This window comes from Rahnella sp. PD4, from assembly GCF_049199325.1.
Classification (GTDB): Bacteria; Pseudomonadota; Gammaproteobacteria; order Enterobacterales; family Enterobacteriaceae; genus Rahnella; species Rahnella perminowiae.
In genome coordinates, this window is sequence record NZ_JBLZQF010000002.1 from 573,106 (window position 1) to 596,103 (window position 22,998).

The window sequence follows — 22,998 nt, forward strand, 5'->3', positions numbered from 1 at the left end:
AACACGTAGTAATACTTTGTTATATATGAAAATCTTATAACAGGGAACAATATTTGCGCACATTCAGAGGTCAAGATGTCGACAACAATCGCAAAACAGCTTACCGAACGTTTCTACCGTTATCTCAGCGTAACATCACAGAGTGATGCCAGCGCGACCACCCTGCCAAGCACGGCAGGCCAGCATGATATGGCGCGGCTACTGGCTGAGGAACTGCATCAGCTGGGCCTGAAAAATATTCAGATCGACGAACAGGCGACCGTGACGGCAGTAAAACCCGGCACCAAAAAAGGCGGTCCGCGCATCGGGTTCATTACGCATATAGATACGGTCGATGTCGGCCTGCGTCCGGATATTCATCCCCAGACGTTGCGTTTTACCGGTGAGGATGTGTGTCTGAACAAAGAACTGGATATCTGGCTGCGCCCTTCCGAACGCCCGGAAATCCTGCCGTATAAAGGTGAGGACATTATTTTCAGCGACGGCACCAGCGTGCTGGGCGCGGACAATAAAGCGGCGGTCACGGTAGTGATGACACTGTTGGAAAACCTGACGACTGAGCAGGAATACGGCGATATCGTGGTGGCGTTCGTGCCAGACGAAGAAATCGGCCTGCGCGGTGCCAAGGCGTTGGATCTCGCCCGCTTCGATGTGGACTTTGCTTATACCATCGATTGCTGCGAACTGGGCGAAGTGGTGTATGAAAACTTCAATGCGGCGGCGGCAGAAATTACCTTCACCGGCGTGACAGCGCATCCGATGTCGGCCAAAGGCGTACTGGTGAATCCGCTGTTGATGGCACAGGATTTCATCAGCCATTTTGACCGTGCTGAAACCCCTGAAAACACCGAAGGCCGGGAAGGTTATATCTGGTTCAACGGCATGAGCGCATCCCAGCAGGGAGCAGAACTGAAAGCCTCAATCCGTGATTTTGACAACGTCAGTTTTGCCGCCCGTAAGCAGAAAATTCAGGACGTGGCACAAGAGATTGCCGCGCAGTATCCGAGCGCAAAAGTCTCGGTGGAGATCAGCGACACCTACAGCAATATCAGCAGTGCCATCGGCGAAGATCGCCGGGCGATCGACCTGATTTTTGCAGGACTGAAAGAAATTGGCGTGGAGCCCAAAGTGATCCCGATGCGCGGCGGCACCGATGGTGCGGCATTGTCGGCCAAAGGATTGCTGACGCCGAACTACTTTACCGGCGCGCATAATTTCCACTCAAAATTTGAGTTCCTGCCGGTGAATTCGTTTGTGAAATCCTACGAGCTGACCGTTCAGCTGTGCCTGCTGGCCGCGAAAGGCTGATGCTATTTTAGCTGAGCAAAACCCACACCCCATCCCAGCCTTCCCCTCGTGAGAGGGGAAGGAGCACGGAAATCACTTCAAAGCACCTGAGAGGAATTGTTGCAGCCGCGCACTTTTCGGGTTACCGAACACCTCGGAAGGCTCGCCCTGCTCTTCAATCACCCCCTGATGCAGGAAAATGACGTGGCTGGAGACGTGACGGGCAAACTCCATTTCATGTGTCACTACCACCATGGTTTTCCCCTCTTCCGCCAGCTTTTGCATGATGCGCAGTACTTCGCCGACCAGTTCAGGGTCAAGGGCGGAGGTCGGTTCGTCAAACAGTAACACTTCCGGTTCCATCGCCAGCGCACGGGCAATGGACACGCGCTGCTGCTGGCCACCGGACAAATTCACCGGATATTTCCCTTGTGCGCGGGCATCAATACCCACTTTATCGAGGTATTTCACCGCGCGTTCCCGCGCTTCTGCCTTACTCAACCCCAGCACCTGAACCGGTGCTTCCATGACATTTTCCAGCACCGTCATGTGGCTCCACAGGTTGAAGTGCTGAAACACCATCGTCAGTTTGGTACGTAACAGTTGCAGCTGCTTTTTATCAAACACTTTCAGCTGACCATCGGTGTCGCGCACCATCCGGATATCCTGATTATTGACACTGATCGAGCCTTCGCTTGGTTTCTCAAGGAAGTTAATGCAGCGCAGGAAGGTACTTTTACCGGATCCTGATGAACCGATAATACTGATCACATCACCCGCATTCGCCGACAATGAAACGCCTTTCAACACCTCATGGTCGCCATAGCGTTTGTGGAGATCGAGAACCGCTAATTTGTTTTCTGGCATAACGTGATTCCGCAAAAATAATTCTTATTAGTGAGTTTGAGGCTTTACATGTGCCAGCCAGCGTTTTTCCGCCATGCGGAACAGCCCAATCAATATAAAAGAGATGCAAAGATAAATAACCGCAGCAATCCCGAAGGCATAAAACGGCTGATACGTTGCCGAGTTAATGTCGCGGGCTATTTTCAGCACGTCCGGTACTGTGGCGGTAAACGCCAGCGCGGTGGAGTGCAACATCAGAATGACTTCATTACTGTACGCAGGCAGTGCCGTGCGTAATGCCGACGGTAAAATAATGCAGGTATACAATTTAAAACGTGAAAACCCGTAAGCGTTGGCCGCTTCAATTTCGCCGTGCGGCACCGCGCGGATCGCACCCGCAAAAATTTCGGTGGTGTATGCACAGGTGTTGAGCGTCAGTGCCAGAATCGTACAATTGAGCCCGCTGCGGAAAAAAGCATTCAGGAAGTCGGTGCCACGCACGATCTCCAGGCTGTACATGCCGGAATAAAATACCAGTAACTGCACATACAACGGCGTCCCGCGGAAAACATAGGTATACAGCCAGATCGGATAGCGAAGGAATTTGTTGGAAGACACACGCCCCACCGCCATCGGCACAGCCAGTAATCCGCCTATCACAACGGAACTGATCAGTAACCATAAGGTGATAGCCAGACCGGTGAAACGGTAGCCGTCGCTGTAAAGCAGGGACATACCGTACTGTTGTAAAATTTCGATCATAGATCAGCCCTCTTCACACCCAGCGAATAACGGCGATCAAGCCACACCAGCACGCCGTTCGACAGCGTGGTGAAAATCAGATAAACCACACCGGCCACAATCGCAAAATAGAACGGCTGATATGTCCCCTTCCCGGCCAGTTGCGTGGCTTTCACCACATCATTGAGACCCAGCAACGACACCAGTGCGGTGGCTTTGAGAATAACCTGCCAGTTATTGGCAATGCCCGGCAGCGCAAAACGCATCATGGCCGGGAATAAAATTCGACGAAAGATTTGTGAACCGCTGAACCCGAAAGCCGTCGCAGCTTCGATTTGTCCACGCGGGACCGCCATAAACGCACCGCGGAACGTTTCAGTGAAATATGCCCCGTAGATAAAGCCCAGGGTGATAATACCGGCGCTCATCGGGTCGATATCAATTTGTGTCAGCCCCAGTGATTCTGTAATGCTGTTAAGCGCAATCTGCAAACCGTAGAAAATCAATAACATCAATACCAGATCAGGTACGCCGCGAATGAGCGTGGTGTAGCAACCAAAAAAACCAGAAACGATCCGGTTCTTTGACAGTTTCCCGCCCGCGCCGATTAACCCTATCACCAGCGCCAGAATGACTGACGAAATCGCCAGCTCCAGTGTCACTAACGTGCCCTGGATAATTACCTGGGAATACCCATACAGCATGGTTTTTTCCTGTCTTTAGTGGATCCCTGCGCAGGCAACACGACCACCGGCGTCAGAACCGCAGGGAGCGGCGTACCGCCCCCTTTGGCATGTCTCACGACGAATATCAGCCGCCGTAAACATCAAAGTCGAAGTATTTTTTCGCCAGTTTGTCGTAAGTGCCGTCTTTACGCATGCTGTCAAATGCCTTGTTCAGCGCATCTTTCAGGTCCGTTTCATTCTTACGCAGGCCCATGCCGGTACCTACGCCGAAGAACTTATCATCTTTAACCGACGGCCCCGCAAACGCATAATCTTTACCCGCTGCCTGTTTCAGGAAGCCTTCGCTGCCTGCCACTTCGTCCTGGAATGCTGCGTCAAGACGACCGGAAGCCAGATCCGCATAAATCAGATCCTGGTTCTGGTAAGCCACCACATTGATGCCTTTTGGCTGCCACATGGCATTCGCATAAGCTTCCTGAGTGGACCCCTGCAGAACACCGACGTTTTTGCCTTTCAGCGCATCCAGAGTGGGCAGAACTTTAGAGCCTTTAGGCGCAATCAGACGGGCGTTAGCAGCGTAAAGTTTCTCTGTGAAATCAATCTCCTGCTGACGTTTTTCAGTGATGGATAATGAGGAAATAATCGCATCAATCTTTTTCGCTTTCAGGGACGGGATCAGCGCATCAAAATCGCTTTCAACGTAGGTACATTTAATGGCTGCACGTTTACACATCTCGTTTGCCAGGTCGATATCAAAACCCACCAGCTTACCGCTGGAGTCTTTCGATTCAAAGGGGGCGTAAGTCGGATCAGTACCGATGTTAATTGCTTTAGGCGCGGCAGCAAATGCACTACCTGCGCTGGCTAAAACCAGAACCAGCGGAAGAACCTTGAACAACTTTTTCATACATTAGCCTCAGTGATTATTCATCTGTTGTGGTTGCGTGTGCGTGAATGAACGTCTTTTTATAGTTTGCTGAACGATGCAAATGGCTTTTTGCCAGATTTTCTCATGCACTTTTCGTGCCGTTTCTCTGCATAGCCGTTTTGCACAGCGAGAGAGTGAAAACCGGTCAAAAAAGCATCGGGATAATCAAAGTTTTCAAAGGTCTGAAGGAAGGATAGCCGAAGCAAGGTTGGACACTGCACCCCAATGAATCAAATTGTGATCATTGTTGGTGCAATGTAACGAAAGTGCGCGAAATAAGTGCGTATTGGGACGTGAAAGTTTAACGACTGCCCTGCCATCGAACAAATAAGTCTTCCGGCAGCTCGATATCAAACTGATCGATCACCCGGTTTACCGTCTGATCAATAATATCTTCCACAGAAACAGGGCGGTGATAAAACGCCGGAACCGGCGGCATGATGATTGCGCCCAGTTCAGCCGCCTGTGTCATCAGTCGTAAATGGCCCAGATGCAACGGCGTTTCGCGCACACATAACACCAGACGTCGGCGTTCTTTCATCACTACGTCAGCCGCACGGGTCAGCAAACCGTCGGTATAACTGTTCACGATGCCGGAGAGCGTTTTGATCGAGCAAGGCAAAATCACCATGCCGGCAGTTTTAAAAGAACCGGAGGAGATGCTGGCCGCGATATCGCGGGAATCATGCACCACATCTGCCAGTGCCTGAACATCACGCAGGGTGAGATCCGTTTCCAGTGTCAGTGTCTGACGGGCTGCATTGCTCATCACCAGATGAGTTTCAATATCAGGCACACTCTGCAATACCTGCAAGAGCCTGACACCATAGATTGCGCCGCTGGCGCCGGAAATACCGACAATAAGTCGTTTCATCAACACTGCCTTAGAAAAAATAAACCCGGATCCGGTGGTGCCAATACTGACATAAATTCAGGCATAAAAAAACGCGCCCGCCCGGTGTTCACCGGAGGGGCGCGCCAGAGAGAATGTCAGCAACCGGCTGATCAGCCTTCGTTGTGCATCTCGAGATTTTCAGCTTCCTGCTGGCCACGCAATGCCTGAGCATCGTCGTTGCGCAGCGCTTCAAGATATTCCAGATAGTTCTGGTCCACATCTTTGGTGACGTAAACACCGTCGAAGACTGAACATTCGAATTTCTCGATATCCATATTGTCTTCTTTCACTGCGGCGATAAGGTCGCTCAGATCCTGGAAGATTAACGCATCAGCCCCAATCATCTGATTGATTTCACTGACTTCACGGCCATGGGCAATCAGCTCGTTCGCGCTTGGCATATCGATACCGTAAACATTCGGGAAGCGGATTTCCGGTGCCGCAGAGGCCAGATAAACGCGTTTTGCCCCGGCTTCACGCGCCATCTCAACAATCTGCTGAGAAGTGGTACCACGCACGATGGAATCATCGACCAGTAAGACATTTTTATCACGGAACTCAGCGCGGTTAGCGTTCAGTTTACGTCGTACTGATTTACGGCGCTCCTGCTGACCCGGCATGATAAAGGTACGGCCCACATAGCGGTTTTTTACAAACCCCTGACGGTACGGTTTATCCAAAATACGGGCAATTTCCAGCGCGATATCGCAGGAAGTTTCCGGGATCGGGATCACCACGTCGATATCCATGTCTTCCCATTCACGGGCAATTTTCGCGCCCAGCTTTTCACCCATACGTACACGGGCGCTGTAGACGGAAATTTTGTCGATGAAGGAATCCGGACGTGCAAAATAGACGTATTCGAACAGGCAAGGATTGTACTGCGGGTTCTCAGCACACATACGGGTGAACAGCTGACCTTTTTCAGTGATGTACACCGCTTCGCCCGGCGCAACGTCACGCAGGAACTCAAAGCCCAGCGTATCAAGTGCCACGCTCTCAGAGGCCACCATGTACTCATTACGACCATCTGCCAGCGTACGTTTACCAATCACCAGCGGACGAATGCCATGCGGGTCACGAAACGCCAGCATGCCATGACCGATGATCATCGCCACACAAGCGTAAGCACCGCGGATTTTCAGATTCACTGCAGCAACCGCAGCAAAAATGTTGTCAGCTTCCAGTGGGTAGTGCTGGAAACGATCCAACTCACTCGCCAGGATATTCAGCAAAATCTCAGAATCGGAAGTGGTGTTCACATGACGGCGTTGGCCTTCGAACAGATTGCTTCGCAATTCGTGAGCATTGGTCAGGTTACCGTTATGGGCAAGGGTGATGCCGAACGGAGAGTTGACGTAAAAAGGTTGAGCTTCTGAAGCGCTGGAACTGCCAGCCGTTGGGTAGCGCACATGGCCTATACCCATGTTGCCCTGTAAGCGTTGCATATGGCGGGCTTCGAAAACATCCTTCACCAGGCCATTGGCTTTACGTAAACGGAAGTTATTATTCGCGTCGATGGTGGTGATGCCTGCGGCATCCTGACCACGGTGTTGTAACACCGTTAACGCGTCATAAATCGACTGGTTTACCGGCATGAAACCGGCGATACCGACAATACCGCACATGTTGTCTTTTCCTCTTCAGCGCTGCCAGAACTAAATATGTTTTGGCAAGAAACTCGACGTGCTCTGCAGGTAGTCAAAGAACCACCTGATGATATAACTGAATTGTGGGATCAACTGGGATTGTTTCCAGTCTTCACTTTGCGAAAAACCGGTAAAAGTATCGAGGAAGAACAGCATCGCGGAAACGATTAACACCCCACGCAGTGCGCCGAAGCACACACCTAACACCCTGTCAGTGCCGGACAACCCGGTTCTTTCAACCAGTGAACCAATCACATAGTTGACAATTGCACCTACGATCAACGTCGCGATGAACAAGATGGCAATTGCGATCCCGTTTCGAACTAATTCATCTTCGAAACGTGTGAAGTAGATGGCGAGGTAAGGGTAATAATGGCTGGCAACAAAAAAGGCGCAAGCCCAGGTTACCAGCGATAAAGCCTCACGAACAAAGCCACGGATTAAACTGACTAAAGCAGAAAATCCGATAACCGCAATAATGACGTAATCAATCCAGACCATTAACTATTCCAGTGTCTAATCCAGTCACATCTGCCCCGGCATCCCGTTCGCGGCGAATTCTAACAGAAAAAGAAAACGTTTGCGTAGGGGAAATCAGCCGGTCAGACAAATTAATAATAGCGATTAAAAAAACCTCAATCGCAGCATAAACCTATAAAAACTCAACCAGAGGATCTTATAGAAAAAGGGCACCAATCGCTTGTGCCCTCCGTGGTATTTTTTATGTTTTAACGGCCACCTCCCCCCTTCGCAAGAGGAGGTGCAAAGTCAGTGAGCAGAATAGGCGCGAACCTGCCCGCCTAATCCACTCAGCTGTTGCAGTTGCGGAAGTGAAGCCTCAAGCTTCTGCTTCGACGCATCCGGCCCGACGTACAGGCGCGTAATCTGCCCCTGTACCGGCGTTGACGGAACCGTATAAGCGCGGAAACCAGACAAACGCAGATTCGCCACAATCTCATTGGCTTTAGCAGCATTTTTCAGTGCGCCAAGCTGCACCACGTAGGACTGCCCTGCCGGCGCTTTTTCTTCCGGCGCAGGCTTCGGCTGTTCTGCCGGTTTTGGCTGTTCAGCCACGGCCTTCGGCTGCTCGACCGGTTTTGGTTGCTCGACGACCTTCGGTTTCACCGTTGGCTTCGCTTCCACCATCGGTTTAGGTTCGATGACTTTAGGTTTCTGCGCCGCAGGTTTTACCGGTGCAGTCTGCACCGTTTTTTTCTGCTCAGGCAATGTGGTGACCGGCGGTGCTTCTATCGTGGTATTGCCCGGTGCAACATTGCCCTTATTCGCGGCATTCGTGTTATTCGCCGAACCTTCCGACTCCTGCGCAGCACCGTTCATCGCCTGATCCGCACCTTCCGGTGGCTGAGCCGGCAAAGATTGCGTGACCGGTGGCACCGAGTCCTGTTCCTCAACATCACCCGGTTTTGGCACCAATGGAATAGACGCAAATTCGTCTTCGTAATGCTTTTTCTTGCCGTCGAGTAAACCGGGCAAAATAATGACGCCCAGCGCCACCAGAATGACCGTCCCGACCAGACGATTTTGAAACTTACTTGCCACTGGTTTTCCCCGTGTCTATAGCATCCATTACGTGAGCTACGGTATGGAACGAGCCGCAGACAATCACAATATCCTGAGGAGCAGCCTCCTGCATAGCCTGTTTCCAGGCAGACTCCACATCGTCAAACTGGTGCGCCTGCGGCAGGTGTGCCGTCAGCTCTTCAACACTGGCCCCGCGCGGACCTTCCAGCGGCGCGCAATACCATTCGTCCACCTGAGGCGACAGGCAAGCCAGCGTACCGGCAATATCTTTGTCTTTCAACATTCCGACGACAGCACGCACTTTACCGCCATTTCGTGGCTGTTCCGCCAGACGTCCGGCCAGATACGCCGCCGCATGCGGGTTGTGCGCGACATCCAGGATCAGACGAGGTGATTCACTCACCGTCTGGAAACGTCCCGGCAGTGCCGCGCGCTGTAAACCAGTGCGCAACGCGGCTTCAGGAATATCCAGAGTGGAATAATGCAGCGCGGCCAGCGCGGTCGCGGCGTTGGCGAGTGGCACATTCGGCAACGGTAAACCTTCCAGCACGTTAACCTCATGGCCTTCTTCCAGTGCTGCCCAGCGCCACTGTCCGGCATCCGCAGAAAAATGCCAGTTCACCTCACGGCGGTATAAATCCGCGTGTTTTTCCTGCGCAACGGCAGCAATAGATTGCGGCATATCCGGTTCACCGACCACGGCCGGTTTACCGGCGCGGAAAATACCGGCTTTTTCACGGCCAATGCTTTCGCGGTCAGATCCCAGCCAGTCAGTATGGTCCAGCGCAATACTGGTCACGACTGCCACACTGGCATCGACAATATTGGTCGCGTCCAGACGCCCGCCCAGCCCGACTTCAAGGATCACCACATCCAGCTTAGCCTGTTTAAACAGCTGCAACGCCGACAATGTGCCGTACTCAAAATAGGTCAGCGAAATATCACCACGGCCAGCTTCCAGCAGCGCAAAAGATTCACAATGCGCAGATTCTGCTAATTCTTCACCCTGGATACGGACACGTTCGGTGTAGCGCACCAGATGCGGGGAACTGTAAACGCCCACACGGTAGCCCGCTGCCATCAGGATGGATTCCAGCGTTGCACAGGTGGTGCCTTTACCGTTGGTTCCGGCCACAGTGAAAACTTGTGGCGCAGGCGTCAGTAAATCGAGTTTCGCGGCTACCGCTTTAACCCGATCAAGACCAAGCTCAATCGCCTGAGAGTGAAGATGTTCGAGATAATAAAGCCACGTGGCCAAAGGCGACGTGGCTTGGGGAATAAGTTGATTTTGCATGAGTCCCGTTCAACCTTGTCAGGTTCACTTCGACGCTACATCACCAGACTGTGACAGCAGGCAATGCCCTCTTTGTCAGATCATACCAACAGAGTAAAAGCACGGCTGTCTTTTTTGCAGAAAAACAGTTTTGCAGAAAAACAGTGTGGGCGGCACAATACACGATGGCCGCCCGAATAACTGACCGGCGTTTACCCTGTTCGATCAGGCATCCTGATTGTCAGCGGCAGAACCGTTGACAGCAACATGGACGTCAGCCACGTTCGGCTCCGGTTGCCCGGTTAATTTCGCCAGAACGCTGCCCAGTTTAGCTCGCATTTCCGGACGGCGTACGATCATATCAATCGCACCTTTTTCGATCAGGAATTCACTGCGCTGGAAGCCCGGCGGCAGTTTTTCACGCACGGTTTGCTCGATAACGCGTGGACCGGCAAAACCGATCAGCGCTTTCGGCTCAGCGACGTTAATGTCGCCCAGCATTGCCAGACTGGCAGAAACACCGCCCATGGTCGGGTCAGTCAGTACAGAAATGTACGGCAAGCCGCGTTCCTGTAATTTCGCCAGTGCTGCACTGGTTTTCGCCATCTGCATCAGCGACATCAGCGCTTCCTGCATACGGGCGCCGCCACTGGCAGAGAAACAGACCAGCGGGCAATTATCTTCCAGCGCCTGCTCAACGGCACGTACAAAACGGGCCCCGACCACAGACGCCATTGATCCGCCCATGAAGGCAAACTCAAAGGACGCGACCACGATTGGCATGCCAAACAGCGTACCTTTCATGACGACCATGGCGTCTTTTTCGTTGGTTTCTTTTTGTGCTGCAACCAGACGATCTTTGTATTTTTTGGAATCTTTAAACTTCAGAACATCTTTAGGCTCAAGCTCGCTGCCTAATTCAACCTCACTGCCCTCGTCCATGAAAGTGGACAGACGCATACGCGCACTGAGGCGCATATGGTGGTCACACTTAGGGCACACCATGAGGTTGCGCTCAAGCTCGGCGCGGTAAAGAACCTGCCCGCAGCTATCACATTTAGTCCAGACGCCCTCAGGAATACTTGCCTTACGGGTCTGCGAGTCAGTGCTCTTACTAAGAATTCGTTCAATCCAGCTCATCGATAACCTTTCTGTTTGAACCCGGCCGAAGCCAGTCCGCTGTTCATGCTGTAACAAGTCCCCTGAAACCTACCCAAAATCACCTGTGTGCGGGGTGATAAAAAACCTCACACACCGCGCCACAGAAGGGTTGTTCGCAGGAACAGACCATAAATTGTCGCTCATTAAACCATAACGGCCAGACACTGTGGATAAAAAACTGGTCTTACCCTCAGGTTTAATGCCTTAAATTTTAAAGCGCTTGCGTAAAAAACGTGCGGAATTAATCCTGCTGACGCTTTTCTTTGGCCGCTGCGCGTTTGTGCCGCCAGATTTCAACCACACCCGGCAGGATGGAAACCACAATGATCGCCACGATCAGTAATTTCAGATTTTCCTGAACAATCGGCAGATCACCGAAAAGGTAGCCAGCATAGGTAAATAACAGTACCCAAACCAGTGCACCAATCACGTTATACGCAGCAAAATGGCGGTAAGACATATGTCCCATACCGGCCACAAACGGTGCAAACGTGCGGACGATCGGCACGAAGCGCGCAAGAATAATCGTTTTACCGCCATGTTTCTCGTAAAACTTATGCGTCTTGTCCAAATAACTGCGACGGAAAATCTTTGAATCAGGATTACTGAACAGACGTTCACCAAATACCCGTCCGATAGTGTAGTTCACCGCATCGCCCAGGATCGCCGCAATGGCCATCAGGAATGCCATCAGATGGACGTTAATGTCATTGCCCGGCAACGCCGCCAGCGCGCCTGCCACAAACAATAATGAGTCCCCTGGCAGGAAAGGTGTCACCACCAGACCGGTTTCGCAAAACAAAATCAGGAATAAAATGCCGTAAACCCAGATGCCATACTGCGCAACCAGCTCCGCTAAATGCACGTCAATATGCAAAATAAAATCAATGACAAAGTGAATAAAACCCATTTGATTTACTCCCCCTTTTTCGGTTTAACAGCCCATTTAAACAATCGCTTTATCCGTTCCTTAGTCTTCGAGGAACAGGGGTCCCATATTCACCTGAGGCAGCGCAAACTTCTCAGGGTAATCGACTGAAACCAGATACAACCCTTCCGGCTTGCCGGTGGCTGCCGCAAGATTGCGATCTTTCGCTGCCAGCAGTTCTCCCATCCAGCCAACAGGCTGGTTACCGGCACCGATTTCCACCAGACTGCCCACGATATTGCGCACCATATGATGAACAAATGCATTAGCCTTGATATCCACCACCACATAACTGCCGTGACGGCTCACATTCACATGCATCACATAACGCCACGGTGTACGCGACTGGCACTGAGATGCACGAAAAGACGTGAAATCGTTCTCACCCAGTAGCGCCTGGCCGGCAATCTGCATTTTTCCGACGTCGAGTGGCATGTGAACATGCGTCACGCCGGCATGCAAAATTGCTGAACGGTAACGGTTATTGTAAATAACGTAGCGATAGCGGCGGGCAGTGGCGCTGAAACGGGCGTGAAAATCTTCGCCCACATTCGCGCACCAGCGCACAGCAATATCTTTGGGTAAATGGGTATTCACCCCCATCGTCCACGCCGCGTCTTTGCGCAGCACCGGCGTGTCAAAATGCACCACCTGCCCCGTCGCGCTGACGCCTGCGTCTGTCCGTCCGGCGCAAAACACCACGATCGGTGAATTGGCCACCCGGCTCAGTGCCTTTTCCAGACACTCCTGCACACTGGCAACACCCTGCTGACGCTGCCAGCCAAAATAAGCACTGCCGTCATATTCAATGCCTAACGCCACACGCCCGGCAACCGGTGCGGTACTGACGTCAGCGATCACTTCATCGGACATAATCAGTACCAGTACTCATTAATCAGCTTCTCTGCGGTTTCCACCGCCATCAGTGCGCCGCCAAAACGAACGTTGTCAGCCACTGACCAGAATTGCAGTAACTCAGGAATGCCGTAGTCATTACGGATACACCCGATGCTCAGATTGGCATTGCCGGATGCATCGCTGACCTGCGTCGGGAAATCATCTTCATCGCTCAGATTGATATCATCAATGCGTTCAAGTTCAGCGCGTGCTTCTTCTGCTGACAGCGAACGCAGACCTTCCATATGTACCACCTGCGCATGACCGTAGAACACCGGCGACTGCACGCAGCTGACGGAAACCGGCAGGCCATCGTCCTGCAACACTTTGCGAACCTGATCCACCAGACGGCGTTCCTGACGCACACTGCCCTCTTCATCGCTGACCAGCGGCAAAAGGTTAAACGCCAGCTGTTTACTGAAGATACCCTCTTCTGCCGGAATTCCGTTAAGCAGACGGGCACTTTGCCCGGCCAGATCGTCAACAGCGGCTTTGCCCAGCGCAGAAACAGACAGCAAAGAGGTCACGTGCAGACGGGACAAACCCGCCTGTTCGGTCAGTGGTTTGATGGCAGTCAGCAACTGGCTGGTCAGGCTGTCAGCCACGGCCACGATATTACGATTGCGGTAATGAGAAAGCGCATCAGGGTTCACGCCCGGCACCACCAGAGGAATGTCATGTTCAAGCGAGAACAGGCCACTGCTGTCAATCACCAGACATCCCTGATTTGCAGCTTCCTCAGCATACAAGGCAGAGGCTTCAGAGCCTGCAACAAAGAATGCCAGCTGAACCTGAGACCAGTCGAACTCAGATGCCTGTTGTACGCGCAGGCTTTTGCCATTAAAGCGCACGGTCTGACCGGCACTGCGTTCACTGGCCAGCGGGAAGAGCTCACCAACCGGGAACTGACGATCAGCCAATAATTCCAGTAACGCATCACCGACTGCGCCCGTTGCGCCAAGCAGCGCAATATTCCAGCCATCAGACATGTTGGTATTCTCCAGAAAATATAAAGTACAAAATACAAAGGGGCGATGAACATCACCGCCCTGTTTTAACGCGTTTTACCCGTCATATTTCAACGTGAAATATCAGGGCAGGAACTCAATGATTTACGCCGTGGCTAACTGGCTGTTAAAACCCAGTTTTTTCAGCACACCGGCGGTCGCTGCATCGTCGCAAATCACCCGTAAAGATGACCATTCACGACGTTCTTCATAGAACTTACGCAGCTTGTCGAATTCGCCCGGTTTTCCGGCTACACGGCGCAAAGGCCGGTCATCGCGGCGCACATCATACACTAAGTGAATAAGACGCAGCAGTTTGGCTTCGCTCAGCGCGCCACTCAGTGTCACTTCGGCAAATTCAGGCGCGGGCAGTAACGATTCCAGCGGCACCGTTTGTGGCTGACCGATAAACTGGCTGAATGCTTCGAACACCTGCGTGGTGCCGCGTGCCTTCCCTTCCAGGCTGTAACCGGCGATATGTGCCGTGCCGATGGCAACTTTATCCAGCAACGCCAGCGACAAATCGGGTTCCGGTTCCCAGACATCCAGCACAGCGGTCAGCTTTTTGCTGCCGTTCAGTGCGCCGAGCAGCGCAGTGTTATCCACCACTTCGCCACGACAGGCGTTGATGAGGATGCGCTCAGCAGGCAGACGCGCCAGTAAATCCGCATCCACCAGATGATATGTGGCATAAGGGCCGGACATATTCAGTGGCGTATGGAATGTCAGGATATCGGCTTCGGCGACCAGTTTCTCAAGCGGCCAGAATTCACCGGCATCACCCCGATCGGCACGCGGCGGATCGCACAGCAGCGTGCGGACCCCCAGTGCCTCGAGGCGGGCATGCAGGCGTGACCCGACGTTACCGACACCAATGATCCCGACCGTTTTATCGCGCAGTTGGAAACCATCGCGCTGTGCGAGGATCAGCAATGAAGAAAAGACATATTCCACCACGGCAATCGCATTACAGCCAGGCGCGGCCGAGAAACCGATCCCTGCGCTGGCAAGCCATGCATCATCGACATGATCGGTGCCCGCCGTGGCAGTCCCCACGAATTTCACCGGTTTTCCCGCCAGCAAACTCTCGTTCACTTTGGTCACAGACCGCACCATCAGCGCATCGGCATCATTGAGCGCATCTTGCGGGATAGGACGGCCAGGAACGGCCTGCACGTTGCCCAGCCGGCTAAAAAGCTCGACGGCATACGGCATATTTTCATCAACCAGGATTTTCACGTTTGTCTCCGGCAGCATGGCCTAAAGAAAGAATAGAAAATAAAGAGGGCATTGATTTTGCCACGATACAGGGTCAGATCCCAACTTTCAGGGCACGGGTTTACCTGTCGTTACGAAAACGCTGCGGTGTGGTGCCCGACACCTGCTGGAACATGGCGATAAAGGCCGAAGACGAGCTGTAACCCAGTTCGAGTGAGACCTCCTGTACCGTTTTCCCCTGCTCCAGCAAAGAGACAGCATGCAGGAAGCGCAGCCGCTGACGCCATTGGGCAAAACTCATCCCCAGTTCCTGCTGGCAACGCCGCGACAGGGTTCGTTCGGTGGTATACACCTGCTTCGCCCATTGTGCCAGCGACGTGTTATCCGCCGGATTCTTTTCCAGTGCGCTCAGCACGGGGGACAGTAATTTATTTTCCGATGTGGGTAAATAAGTGTTCTGACGGGGTGCCAGACTGATTTGATCCAGCAAAACGCGACACATACGCAGATCCGTTTCACTCTGAGGTTCAGTCATATTTCGTGAGAAGCAGTCATCAGCAATGGCGTTAAAAATGGCTGTCGGCGTCAGCAGGCAAGGCTCAACAGGCAGATGGATATCCAGCGCAGGGGCGATATCAATGACGCAAAAACGTGTGGTTTTGCGGTTATAGCTTGAATGCTCAACCCCGGCAGGTATCCAGATGGCGAATTCACGCGGGGCCAGATAGCGCTGTCCGGCTACGCGCATGGCAAGAACGCCGGATTTTACGCAGATAATCTGGCTCCACGGATGAGAATGCTCAACATACTCAGAATTCCCCTCCACAATTTCACCCCGAAAAAGCAGAGTAACCGGCATCTTCTCAGGTAACGGCGGGTAATATCGGGGTAAAGAAGAACGCGGTGCGGGCATAAAAACCTTTTGTCTGTGCGCCAAACGGGGATTGTCTGAATTACGCAATGTGTTGTCTGATTATCGTTATATATAACAAACAAGACAACCGTACACTGGCGTGACGATTTATTCAGGAATACGACTCAATGAATGTGCTCTTTCCCCTGCTTGCCGTCCTGATCTGGTCACTGAATGCTGTGGTCAGTAAAGCCTCGGCCAGCGCAATTGATCCTGCTGCCATTTCGTTCTACCGCTGGCTTCTGGCACTGCTGACGCTGACACCTTTCGTGCTGCCCGGCGTGCTGCGTAACCTCCAGGCGGTGAAACAATACGGGTGGAAACTGCTGATCCTGGGCTTGCTGGGCATGGTGCTGTATCAGAGTCTGGCATACTACGCCGCACATAGCGTCAGTGCGCTGTTTATGGGCATCCTGAATTCGCTGATCCCGCTGCTGACCGTGCTGATTGGCCTGTTTGTGCTGAGCGTAGTGCCAACAGTGGGCGTCGCACTGGGCAGTATTATTTCACTCGGCGGTTTAGTCTGGCTGGTCAGTGCCGGTTCGCCGGCGCAGCTGCTGCAACACGGTATCGGCACCGGTGAGCTGATGATGTTTGCGGCTTCGGCCTCCTATGCGCTGTATGGGGTGCTGACCAAGCGCTGGGCGATCCCGCTGCCGAACTGGCAATCGTTATATGTGCAGATCATTTTCGGCGTTTTATTATTGCTGCCAAACTTTCTGCTCGCGAAGGATGTCAGCCTGACCGCACATAATATTCCGCTGGTGCTTTTCGCGGGGATCCCGGCGTCGATCATCGCGCCGTTTTTGTGGATCCAGGGTGTGATCCGTTTGGGTGCCAACAAAGCGTCTATTTTCATGAACCTGTCGCCGATTTTCACGGCAGTGATCGCCGTGCTGTTCCTGCACGAGCACCTGCACAGCTACCATCTGATTGGCGGCGGTATCACGCTTGTCGGGGTCATTCTGGCGCAGCGTTTGCGTAAACCGCTGTTCACCCGCGCCGCGCCTGCGGAACAAAACAAAATTCGCTAAAGGGTATACCATCCTTAATAAGAGGGTGGCACCTCCCCCACTTTCTGCTTTCGCGCCCCGCCAGACGTTTTTCTCTGCTGTTTTAGGAAACAATATTCTGAAGAATCTTTCTCAGCCTGCTATTCACGGTGTCGATTAAAACACTTTGCAGGTATGATGAGGCGCTTCCGCGCTCTGCGCCGTGCTTTTGACTTATCATTGAGTTTAAGCGACGTTTTAAATTTCCAGCGAAGGACGGTGATATGCAACCTTTGAGCGGCCCGGGCATGCCGGTTGGCGACAACAGAACACAACCGCAGGGTCAGACCGTTCCGGCTAAAACGGGCGCTGAACTGCCCTTAACGCCGGTACAGCGCACCACGCTGGAAAAACTGATCGTCAAACTGATGGCGCTGACGCCCATCAAATCTGCTGAGATCTGGGCCAATCTGCGCCACGAACTTGCGTTGCCAAACGGTGCGGAAATCACCTCTCAGCAATTCCCGCAGGCCGAAGCGCTGTTACAGGGAAAACTTACACAGGCCCAGGACAGCCTTGCCTCACGCCAGCTGATGCTGCAACTGACCGAGCTGCTGCCGCAGGGTAACAACCGTCAGGCGGTGAGCGATTTTATCCGCCAGAATTTTGGTCATACCGTACTGAGTCAGCTGACACATCCGCAGCTGCAACAGGTGCTGGATCTGATCCAGACCCGTCAGATGAATATTCCGCAGCCCCAGCAGACACCGGTCACCGATCGTCCGTTGCTGCCTGCCGAGCATAACAGCCTGCAACAACTGGTAACCCGTCTCAGCGCTGCTACCGGCGAAGCCCCTGTGAAAGTCTGGCAGGAACTGTTTACGCTGGTTGGTGTGAAAGTGGGCGAACCGATACCGGCGAAGCATTTTCAGGTGCTCAGCCAGTTTATGCAGGTGAAAGCGTCGCTCAGCCAGCAGACCACCGCACCGACGCTGACCACGTTGCTGAGCGTGCTCAAGCAGCCGGCCAGCACCCATGAAATTCATCAACTGACGGAATATGCCGAAAATCGTTTCAGCGCGACGCTGTCCACGCCGCTGACGCAGGTTCAGGTCAGTGATCTGATTGGCGTTCTGTTCAGCCAGCGGGTTGACCGCTCTGCGCGCACAGAAGACATAGACGATACCTTCACCACGGTGACACGTACCGATCCGCAACCGATCATGAACCCGTTTATCGCGATGTTGCCCCCTTCCATGCAGGCGATGGGCGGCAAGCCGCTGGTATTTATTGCGTTCGTGGTGGTTCTGCTTCTGCTGTGGTTACTGTTTTAAGCACGCCGTTAACCTCTTTTCAGCAACTGCAATCTGGCGGTGCCTGTTTCCGTGAATACTGTCCGCGTTCTTCACCCACCGCAACCGGGTGTTGATCGCGGATCCAGAAATCCAGTCCGCCAATCATTTCCTTCACCCTGAATCCAAGCCGGGCCAGTTTATACGCGCCCTGCGTCGAACCGTTGCATCCGATTCCGTCACAATAGGTTACGTAAACCACGTCTTTACTGAGTTCGCAGGTACTTTCTGCCGTCATCAGTTTATGCGGAAAACTGACCGCGCCCGGCACATGGCCACCTGCATAATGTTCAGCAGAGCGGGTATCAATCACCACGATTGTGTTCACACCGTTTTGTAAATCCGCAGCGACATCGGCGGCATCGGTATAAAAGCTCAGTTTCGACAACAGATATGCAGCACTGATTTCAGGTGATGGTGGTGCAAATCCTAAAACATAAGACTCTGGTTGCATAAACACTTCCTCGTTAAATGATATGACTGAAAACAGTTCCATCATCGCCGTTTTTGGTCTTATGATTAATGCCAATTTCAAGCCAATCATAAGACCCATTATGCGCATCTTGTCTCAGCCCTCTGCACTGATTACGCTTTTCGAAAACACAGCCATCACCGGTTCAGACGCTGCGGCAGGTTTGCGTGACCGGCTGTGTTCAGCGTTGCGCAAGGCTATTCATACCGGTGCGCTGACCGGAGGAGAACGCCTGCCGTCTTCGCGTATTCTGGCCTCTGACCTGAAACTCTCACGGGTCACCGTAGAAGCCGCCTACGCACAGATAGAAGCAGAGGGTTATCTTCAGCGCCATACCGGCAAGGGGACTTTTGTCAGCCGCTCACTGCCCACCGCCCTGTCCTCCCGAAACAGCCAGGTCTTATCGCCTGGGTTTGCGCGCTTGTCAGCGCGGGGTGAGAAAATTATCGCCAACGGCGGCTGTCGTGACCCGCAAGCGCCCGTCGCCTTTGCAGCCGGTTCGCCTGATCTGCGCGCCTTCCCGCTGAAAATCTGGAAGCAAATAACCGCCAGACAGCTGCGGACTCAGGGCGAACGCCTGCTGGGATATGGCGACCCGCAGGGGTATTTGCCCTTGCGCGAGGCGCTTGCCAGCTATCTTCAGCAGTCACGCGGGGTCATTTGCAGCGCCGGACAAATCCTTATCACCACCAGTTCGCAACAGGCACTGCAATTGCTGGCGATGCTCCTGATTGATCCCGCAGATACGGTGTGGCTTGAGCAGCCGGGTTATCCGGGTGCACGCAACGCGTTTGCCAGCGCCGGAGCCGATATTTGCGCCATTGAGGTTGATGAACAGGGAATGGTGCCGGGCGCTGATTCACCTGTGCCGCGCCTGATATACCTGACGCCGTCGCACCATTATCCGACCGGTGTCAGCCTGAGTTTGTCACGCCGTTTACATCTGCTCGGCTATGCGAAACGTCACGGCAGTTGGATCATCGAAGATGATTACGATAGTGAACTGCATTACGACGGGCGGCCGCTTCCGGCTATGCAAGGGCTGGATAAACATCAGCAGGTCATTTATCTGGGAACCTTCTCGAAAGTTTTATTCCCGTCTTTGCGGCTGGCCTATGCCGTCTTACCGCCTGCGCTGGTGGCACCGATGGTGACGCTGCGCACCGTGAATGACGGTCATTCTTCACAGCTGATGCAGGCCGTCACGGCGGAATTTATGCAGGCCGGGCATTTCGCTTCACATCTGCGCTTTTCGCGTCAGCTTTACCACAGCCGACGTGACCATCTGCTGACGCAAATTAAGCAAAAAATTGAATGGCTGAGCCCTCAGGTTGCCGCCGGGGGGTTACAACTCGCCGCCCGTCTGCCTGCCGGACAGGAACAGCATTTCAGCGCGCTTGCCGCCCAGGCCGGTGTCGAAACGCCACGGCTTTCACCTCTGTTTACCGCCAGCGCCGGTTTAGTGACCCAACATCAGGACGGCTGGCTGCTCGGTTTCTCGGCATTAACCCCGGCTGAAATCACCACCGCAGTAAACCGTCTGGCGTCGCTGAAGGTGCCAGTCATTTAACAAACAGCGTCAATAACAACCAGCCCGCGCCGCCGCTGAACAACAGGAACGGGAAAGAATAATAGTGAAACCGCAGCCAGATCTTCTTGTCATTCGCCATGCGCAGCGCAATAAGATTGGCCAGCGATCCTATCGCCAGCCCGAAACCACCGGCATTGACGGCGTAGGCCAGCAACGGTCCGGAGGGTAAATAATTAATCATCAGGATTGTCGCGGGCACGTTACTGATGACCTGAGAAAGCCCGATGCTCAGCAGATAATGACCGTAATCCGGTAGCCCGTGAATATGCGTAAACGCTGGCTGCAGGACATTCATCCCGACCAGTAAACGCACATCGATAAACATCACGATAAACACCAGGATCAGCGGCCAGTCGATGCGCAGCAGGACATTTCGCGCCAGCAGTAAAAAACACAGGATCACCGCCAGCAAACCATACAGGGCCAGCCCCAGATCAACACAGGCGATAAATACCGCGTAGAGCACAACACAGCTCACCAGCAGACCTTTTTGAAAAGGATATCCCTGATTGTTCTCAATTTTTTTCAGGCTGTGCGACGGAAAACAAAACCAGGTCACCAGCAATAAGGCAGCCAGAGTGACCAGCGCCAGCGGTGTCATCTGTCCGATAAAATGCAGGAAGGACTGACCGGATTTATTCCATAACAGAATATTTTGCGGGTTACCGATCGGCGTAAGCAGTGAACCGGCATTCACCGCCAGTGCTTCAAAGATAATCAGCCGCGTCACCGGTAACGACGTCAGTTTCTTCAGCGTGATCGTCAGCGGGATGATGATAAATAACGCGACGTCATTGGTCATAAACGTGGACAACAGTGCTGCAGCAGTGACCAGAAACAGCGCCAGCCACCGCTCATTGTCGATGGCGTTAATCATCTTACGGCCTACAAAATCAAAGTAACCGCTGACCTCAACGCCCTTGGTCAGCATCAGTAAACCCAGCAACGTGACGATCGTGTCCCAGTCCACAAACTGCGGAAACCGGCTGATTTCCTCAGGCTGAAACAGGGTCAGAATGACACCAAGCAGAATTAACAGATGCAAAAACCTGTCACGTAAAAAAGGCTTAAATACAGAGCCGAACGCCGCCATCAACATGTCTTTTCTTCACTGTTCAGAATTCGCTGACGTTACGCGAAGAATTGCGCCGCTGCCAGCGGATAACATCAATCAGCAGGAAAATAAGTAAGCTCGCGCCCATCACGGGCAATGAAATTGCCAGACCGATCGTGATCACCAAAATCGGGCATTGCAGCCTGAACGGCACAGACCGCCAGGTTTGTAGCAATGTCGTGGCCGGATGACTGTCGGTACTGTTGACGCTGCGGCGCAGCCACCACAGGCGATATCCCCAGGCAATCATCACACAAAGCCCGGCACCAAAAATCACCAGAATGGCCTGATTCCAGATGCCAAACAGAATGCCCATATGCGCATCCACACCCCAGCGGGTGAGTTTGGCAAGCAGCGGGAAATCAGCAAACCGCACGTGATCGACGATTTGCAGGGAACGGGGATTGACCGATACCGCATCCACCTGCGTTGGCCAGCTGCGATCAACTTCGGTCACTGTCCAGGCTTTCCCCGTGTTATACGCCGGACGGATTTCAATCTTGTTCGCCGCAATACCCGCCTCACGCGCTGCCTGTACTACCGCATCAAAAGTCTGTACAGAAACAACGGCGGCTGGTGATGCAGCAGGCATGCTGTGTGCCGACATGTTCATTCCCGGCATATCAGGCATATCAGCCATCGGCGCTTGATGCCCGGCATGTTCACTGACCGGTCCGGCGACCGTCTGTGGATCCAGACTGGTTTTCACGCCGGGCGTCATCCAGCCCATATGGGCACGTAACACGCCGATATTGTCCCCCGCCCATTGTGACCAGGTCAGGCCGGTGGCGGAGAAAAACAGTAAACCGGCGAGCAAAACCAGGCCGAGCGAACTGTGCCAGCGACGGCTGTTTTGCTGCTGTTGTACCTTGCCACTGACCTTACGCAGTGGTCGGGGTTTCCGGCGACCGCTGAACCAGAGCACGACGCCACCCGATGCCGCCACCCACAACCAGGAGGCGGCCAGCTCGCTGTATATCCGGCCTGTATCACCCAGCAATAAGCCGCGATGTAAATCATCCAGCCAGGTGCGGAAAGGCAAAATGCCGCTGGTGCCGTACACCGTCATGTCGCCTTTCACCGCCAGCGTGATGGGGTCGATGAAAATTGCACGGCTCTTAGATGCTCCGAGTTGCGGATCAGAAAACATCACGCGCGTCGTTTCCCCCGCAGAGGGGGCCGGTCTGACGGCGTAGATTTTTTTATCCTGACCGGCAACCTGTAGCGCCGCATCTATCTGACGGGAGAGCGGCTGCGCCTCTCCTTTTGAGGCGGTAAATAATGCGCCGGCATAGAGATAATTTTCCAACTGAGGTGTCAGTACATACAGTGTACCGGTCAGCGCAGCGACAAAAATAAAGGGTCCGACGAACAGGCCAATGTAAAAATGCACACGGCGCAGCAACGCCATAAAGGCCGCTTGCGCAGGCATTTTTTTACCCGCGCTGGAAGGCAGGTTTGCAGGTTGATTCATAAATCTGGTTTCCTGAATTTCAAATAACACGC

At 53.2% G+C, this 22,998-nt stretch carries 22 protein-coding genes; 4 read left to right on the top strand and 18 right to left on the bottom strand.

Annotated features, from left to right (window positions below; all coding sequences use genetic code 11):
* The first annotated feature begins 75 nt into the window (after nucleotides 1-75).
* The gene (gene pepT, locus ACOZIO_RS07185; protein ID WP_421595129.1) at nucleotides 76-1,308 is read left to right on the top strand and encodes a peptidase T; all 1,233 of its coding nucleotides are present in this window, start codon (nucleotides 76-78) and stop codon (nucleotides 1,306-1,308) included.
* Between the two features lie 72 nt (nucleotides 1,309-1,380).
* Here pepT and hisP read toward each other — a convergent pair whose 3' ends face one another.
* The 15 genes from hisP to ACOZIO_RS07260 form a co-directional block, all read right to left on the bottom strand.
* Nucleotides 1,381-2,154, bottom strand: coding sequence for a histidine ABC transporter ATP-binding protein HisP (hisP, locus tag ACOZIO_RS07190; protein WP_129952313.1), 774 nt, complete (start codon nucleotides 2,152-2,154; stop codon nucleotides 1,381-1,383).
* Nucleotides 2,155-2,181: 27 nt separating this feature from the next.
* A complete protein-coding gene (locus ACOZIO_RS07195; RefSeq protein WP_129952312.1) occupies nucleotides 2,182-2,895 on the bottom strand; it encodes an ABC transporter permease in 714 nt (237 codons plus the stop codon).
* Nucleotides 2,892-3,578, bottom strand: coding sequence for a histidine ABC transporter permease HisQ (locus ACOZIO_RS07200; protein WP_129952311.1), 687 nt, complete (start codon nucleotides 3,576-3,578; stop codon nucleotides 2,892-2,894). Before ACOZIO_RS07200 ends, ACOZIO_RS07195 begins: the two co-directional genes overlap by 4 nt.
* A gap of 106 nt (nucleotides 3,579-3,684) precedes the next feature.
* A complete protein-coding gene (gene argT, locus ACOZIO_RS07205; RefSeq protein WP_129952310.1) occupies nucleotides 3,685-4,467 on the bottom strand; it encodes a lysine/arginine/ornithine ABC transporter substrate-binding protein ArgT in 783 nt (260 codons plus the stop codon).
* A gap of 322 nt (nucleotides 4,468-4,789) precedes the next feature.
* Nucleotides 4,790-5,362 (bottom strand): UbiX family flavin prenyltransferase, encoded by a 573-nt coding sequence (locus ACOZIO_RS07210; protein ID WP_129952309.1) that lies wholly within the window; start codon nucleotides 5,360-5,362, stop codon nucleotides 4,790-4,792.
* Between the two features lie 131 nt (nucleotides 5,363-5,493).
* Nucleotides 5,494-7,011, bottom strand: a complete 1,518-nt coding sequence (gene purF / locus ACOZIO_RS07215; protein WP_129952308.1) for an amidophosphoribosyltransferase — start codon at nucleotides 7,009-7,011, stop codon at nucleotides 5,494-5,496.
* A 30-nt stretch (nucleotides 7,012-7,041) separates the two neighbouring features.
* Nucleotides 7,042-7,533, bottom strand: a complete 492-nt coding sequence (cvpA, locus tag ACOZIO_RS07220) for a colicin V production protein (RefSeq protein ID WP_013574561.1) — start codon at nucleotides 7,531-7,533, stop codon at nucleotides 7,042-7,044.
* Nucleotides 7,534-7,800: 267 nt separating this feature from the next.
* The gene (gene dedD, locus ACOZIO_RS07225) at nucleotides 7,801-8,592 is read right to left on the bottom strand and encodes a cell division protein DedD (protein WP_129952307.1); all 792 of its coding nucleotides are present in this window, start codon (nucleotides 8,590-8,592) and stop codon (nucleotides 7,801-7,803) included.
* Nucleotides 8,582-9,868: a bifunctional tetrahydrofolate synthase/dihydrofolate synthase gene (gene folC, locus ACOZIO_RS07230; RefSeq protein ID WP_129991757.1), complete on the bottom strand. Its 1,287-nt coding sequence runs from the start codon at nucleotides 9,866-9,868 to the stop codon at nucleotides 8,582-8,584. The genes dedD and folC overlap by 11 nt, the downstream gene beginning before the upstream one ends.
* A gap of 204 nt (nucleotides 9,869-10,072) precedes the next feature.
* Nucleotides 10,073-10,987 carry an acetyl-CoA carboxylase, carboxyltransferase subunit beta gene (gene accD, locus ACOZIO_RS07235; RefSeq protein WP_129952305.1) on the bottom strand — a complete coding sequence of 305 codons (915 nt, stop codon included), beginning with the start codon at nucleotides 10,985-10,987 and terminating at the stop codon, nucleotides 10,073-10,075.
* Nucleotides 10,988-11,249: 262 nt separating this feature from the next.
* Nucleotides 11,250-11,918 (bottom strand): DedA family protein, encoded by a 669-nt coding sequence (locus ACOZIO_RS07240; RefSeq protein ID WP_129952304.1) that lies wholly within the window; start codon nucleotides 11,916-11,918, stop codon nucleotides 11,250-11,252.
* Nucleotides 11,919-11,978: 60 nt separating this feature from the next.
* Nucleotides 11,979-12,809: a tRNA pseudouridine(38-40) synthase TruA gene (gene truA / locus ACOZIO_RS07245; protein WP_129952303.1), complete on the bottom strand. Its 831-nt coding sequence runs from the start codon at nucleotides 12,807-12,809 to the stop codon at nucleotides 11,979-11,981.
* Nucleotides 12,810-12,811: 2 nt separating this feature from the next.
* Entirely contained in the window at nucleotides 12,812-13,822 is a 1,011-nt protein-coding gene (locus tag ACOZIO_RS07250; RefSeq protein WP_421595130.1) for an aspartate-semialdehyde dehydrogenase, read from the bottom strand.
* A gap of 123 nt (nucleotides 13,823-13,945) precedes the next feature.
* A complete protein-coding gene (gene pdxB, locus ACOZIO_RS07255) occupies nucleotides 13,946-15,079 on the bottom strand; it encodes a 4-phosphoerythronate dehydrogenase PdxB (RefSeq protein ID WP_129952301.1) in 1,134 nt (377 codons plus the stop codon).
* 100 nt (nucleotides 15,080-15,179) lie between these two features.
* Complete coding sequence (locus ACOZIO_RS07260) at nucleotides 15,180-15,971, bottom strand: AraC family transcriptional regulator (RefSeq protein ID WP_421595131.1); 792 nt, start codon at nucleotides 15,969-15,971, stop codon at nucleotides 15,180-15,182.
* A gap of 128 nt (nucleotides 15,972-16,099) precedes the next feature.
* Here ACOZIO_RS07260 and ACOZIO_RS07265 point away from each other — a divergent pair, with 128 nt between their 5' ends.
* Together ACOZIO_RS07265 and flk are read left to right on the top strand one after the other, a co-directional pair.
* Nucleotides 16,100-17,005, top strand: coding sequence for a DMT family transporter (locus tag ACOZIO_RS07265; RefSeq protein ID WP_129991754.1), 906 nt, complete (start codon nucleotides 16,100-16,102; stop codon nucleotides 17,003-17,005).
* 242 nt (nucleotides 17,006-17,247) lie between these two features.
* Entirely contained in the window at nucleotides 17,248-18,297 is a 1,050-nt protein-coding gene (gene flk / locus ACOZIO_RS07270; RefSeq protein ID WP_129952298.1) for a flagella biosynthesis regulator Flk, read from the top strand.
* A gap of 19 nt (nucleotides 18,298-18,316) precedes the next feature.
* On the opposite strand, the gene ACOZIO_RS07275 is transcribed toward flk, so the two are convergent.
* A complete protein-coding gene (locus ACOZIO_RS07275) occupies nucleotides 18,317-18,769 on the bottom strand; it encodes a rhodanese-like domain-containing protein (RefSeq protein WP_129952297.1) in 453 nt (150 codons plus the stop codon).
* 100 nt (nucleotides 18,770-18,869) lie between these two features.
* On the opposite strand from ACOZIO_RS07275, the gene ACOZIO_RS07280 reads away from it, so the two are divergent.
* Nucleotides 18,870-20,357 (top strand): PLP-dependent aminotransferase family protein, encoded by a 1,488-nt coding sequence (locus tag ACOZIO_RS07280; RefSeq protein WP_238483379.1) that lies wholly within the window; start codon nucleotides 18,870-18,872, stop codon nucleotides 20,355-20,357.
* Here the strand turns inward: ACOZIO_RS07280 and ACOZIO_RS07285 are convergent.
* Both ACOZIO_RS07285 and ACOZIO_RS07290 read right to left on the bottom strand, forming a co-directional pair.
* The gene (locus ACOZIO_RS07285) at nucleotides 20,350-21,477 is read right to left on the bottom strand and encodes an SLC13 family permease (protein ID WP_421595132.1); all 1,128 of its coding nucleotides are present in this window, start codon (nucleotides 21,475-21,477) and stop codon (nucleotides 20,350-20,352) included. The genes ACOZIO_RS07280 and ACOZIO_RS07285 overlap by 8 nt on opposite strands.
* Nucleotides 21,478-21,493: 16 nt before the next feature.
* Nucleotides 21,494-22,966 (bottom strand): PepSY-associated TM helix domain-containing protein, encoded by a 1,473-nt coding sequence (locus tag ACOZIO_RS07290; protein ID WP_421595133.1) that lies wholly within the window; start codon nucleotides 22,964-22,966, stop codon nucleotides 21,494-21,496.
* Nucleotides 22,967-22,998 lie beyond the last annotated feature (32 nt).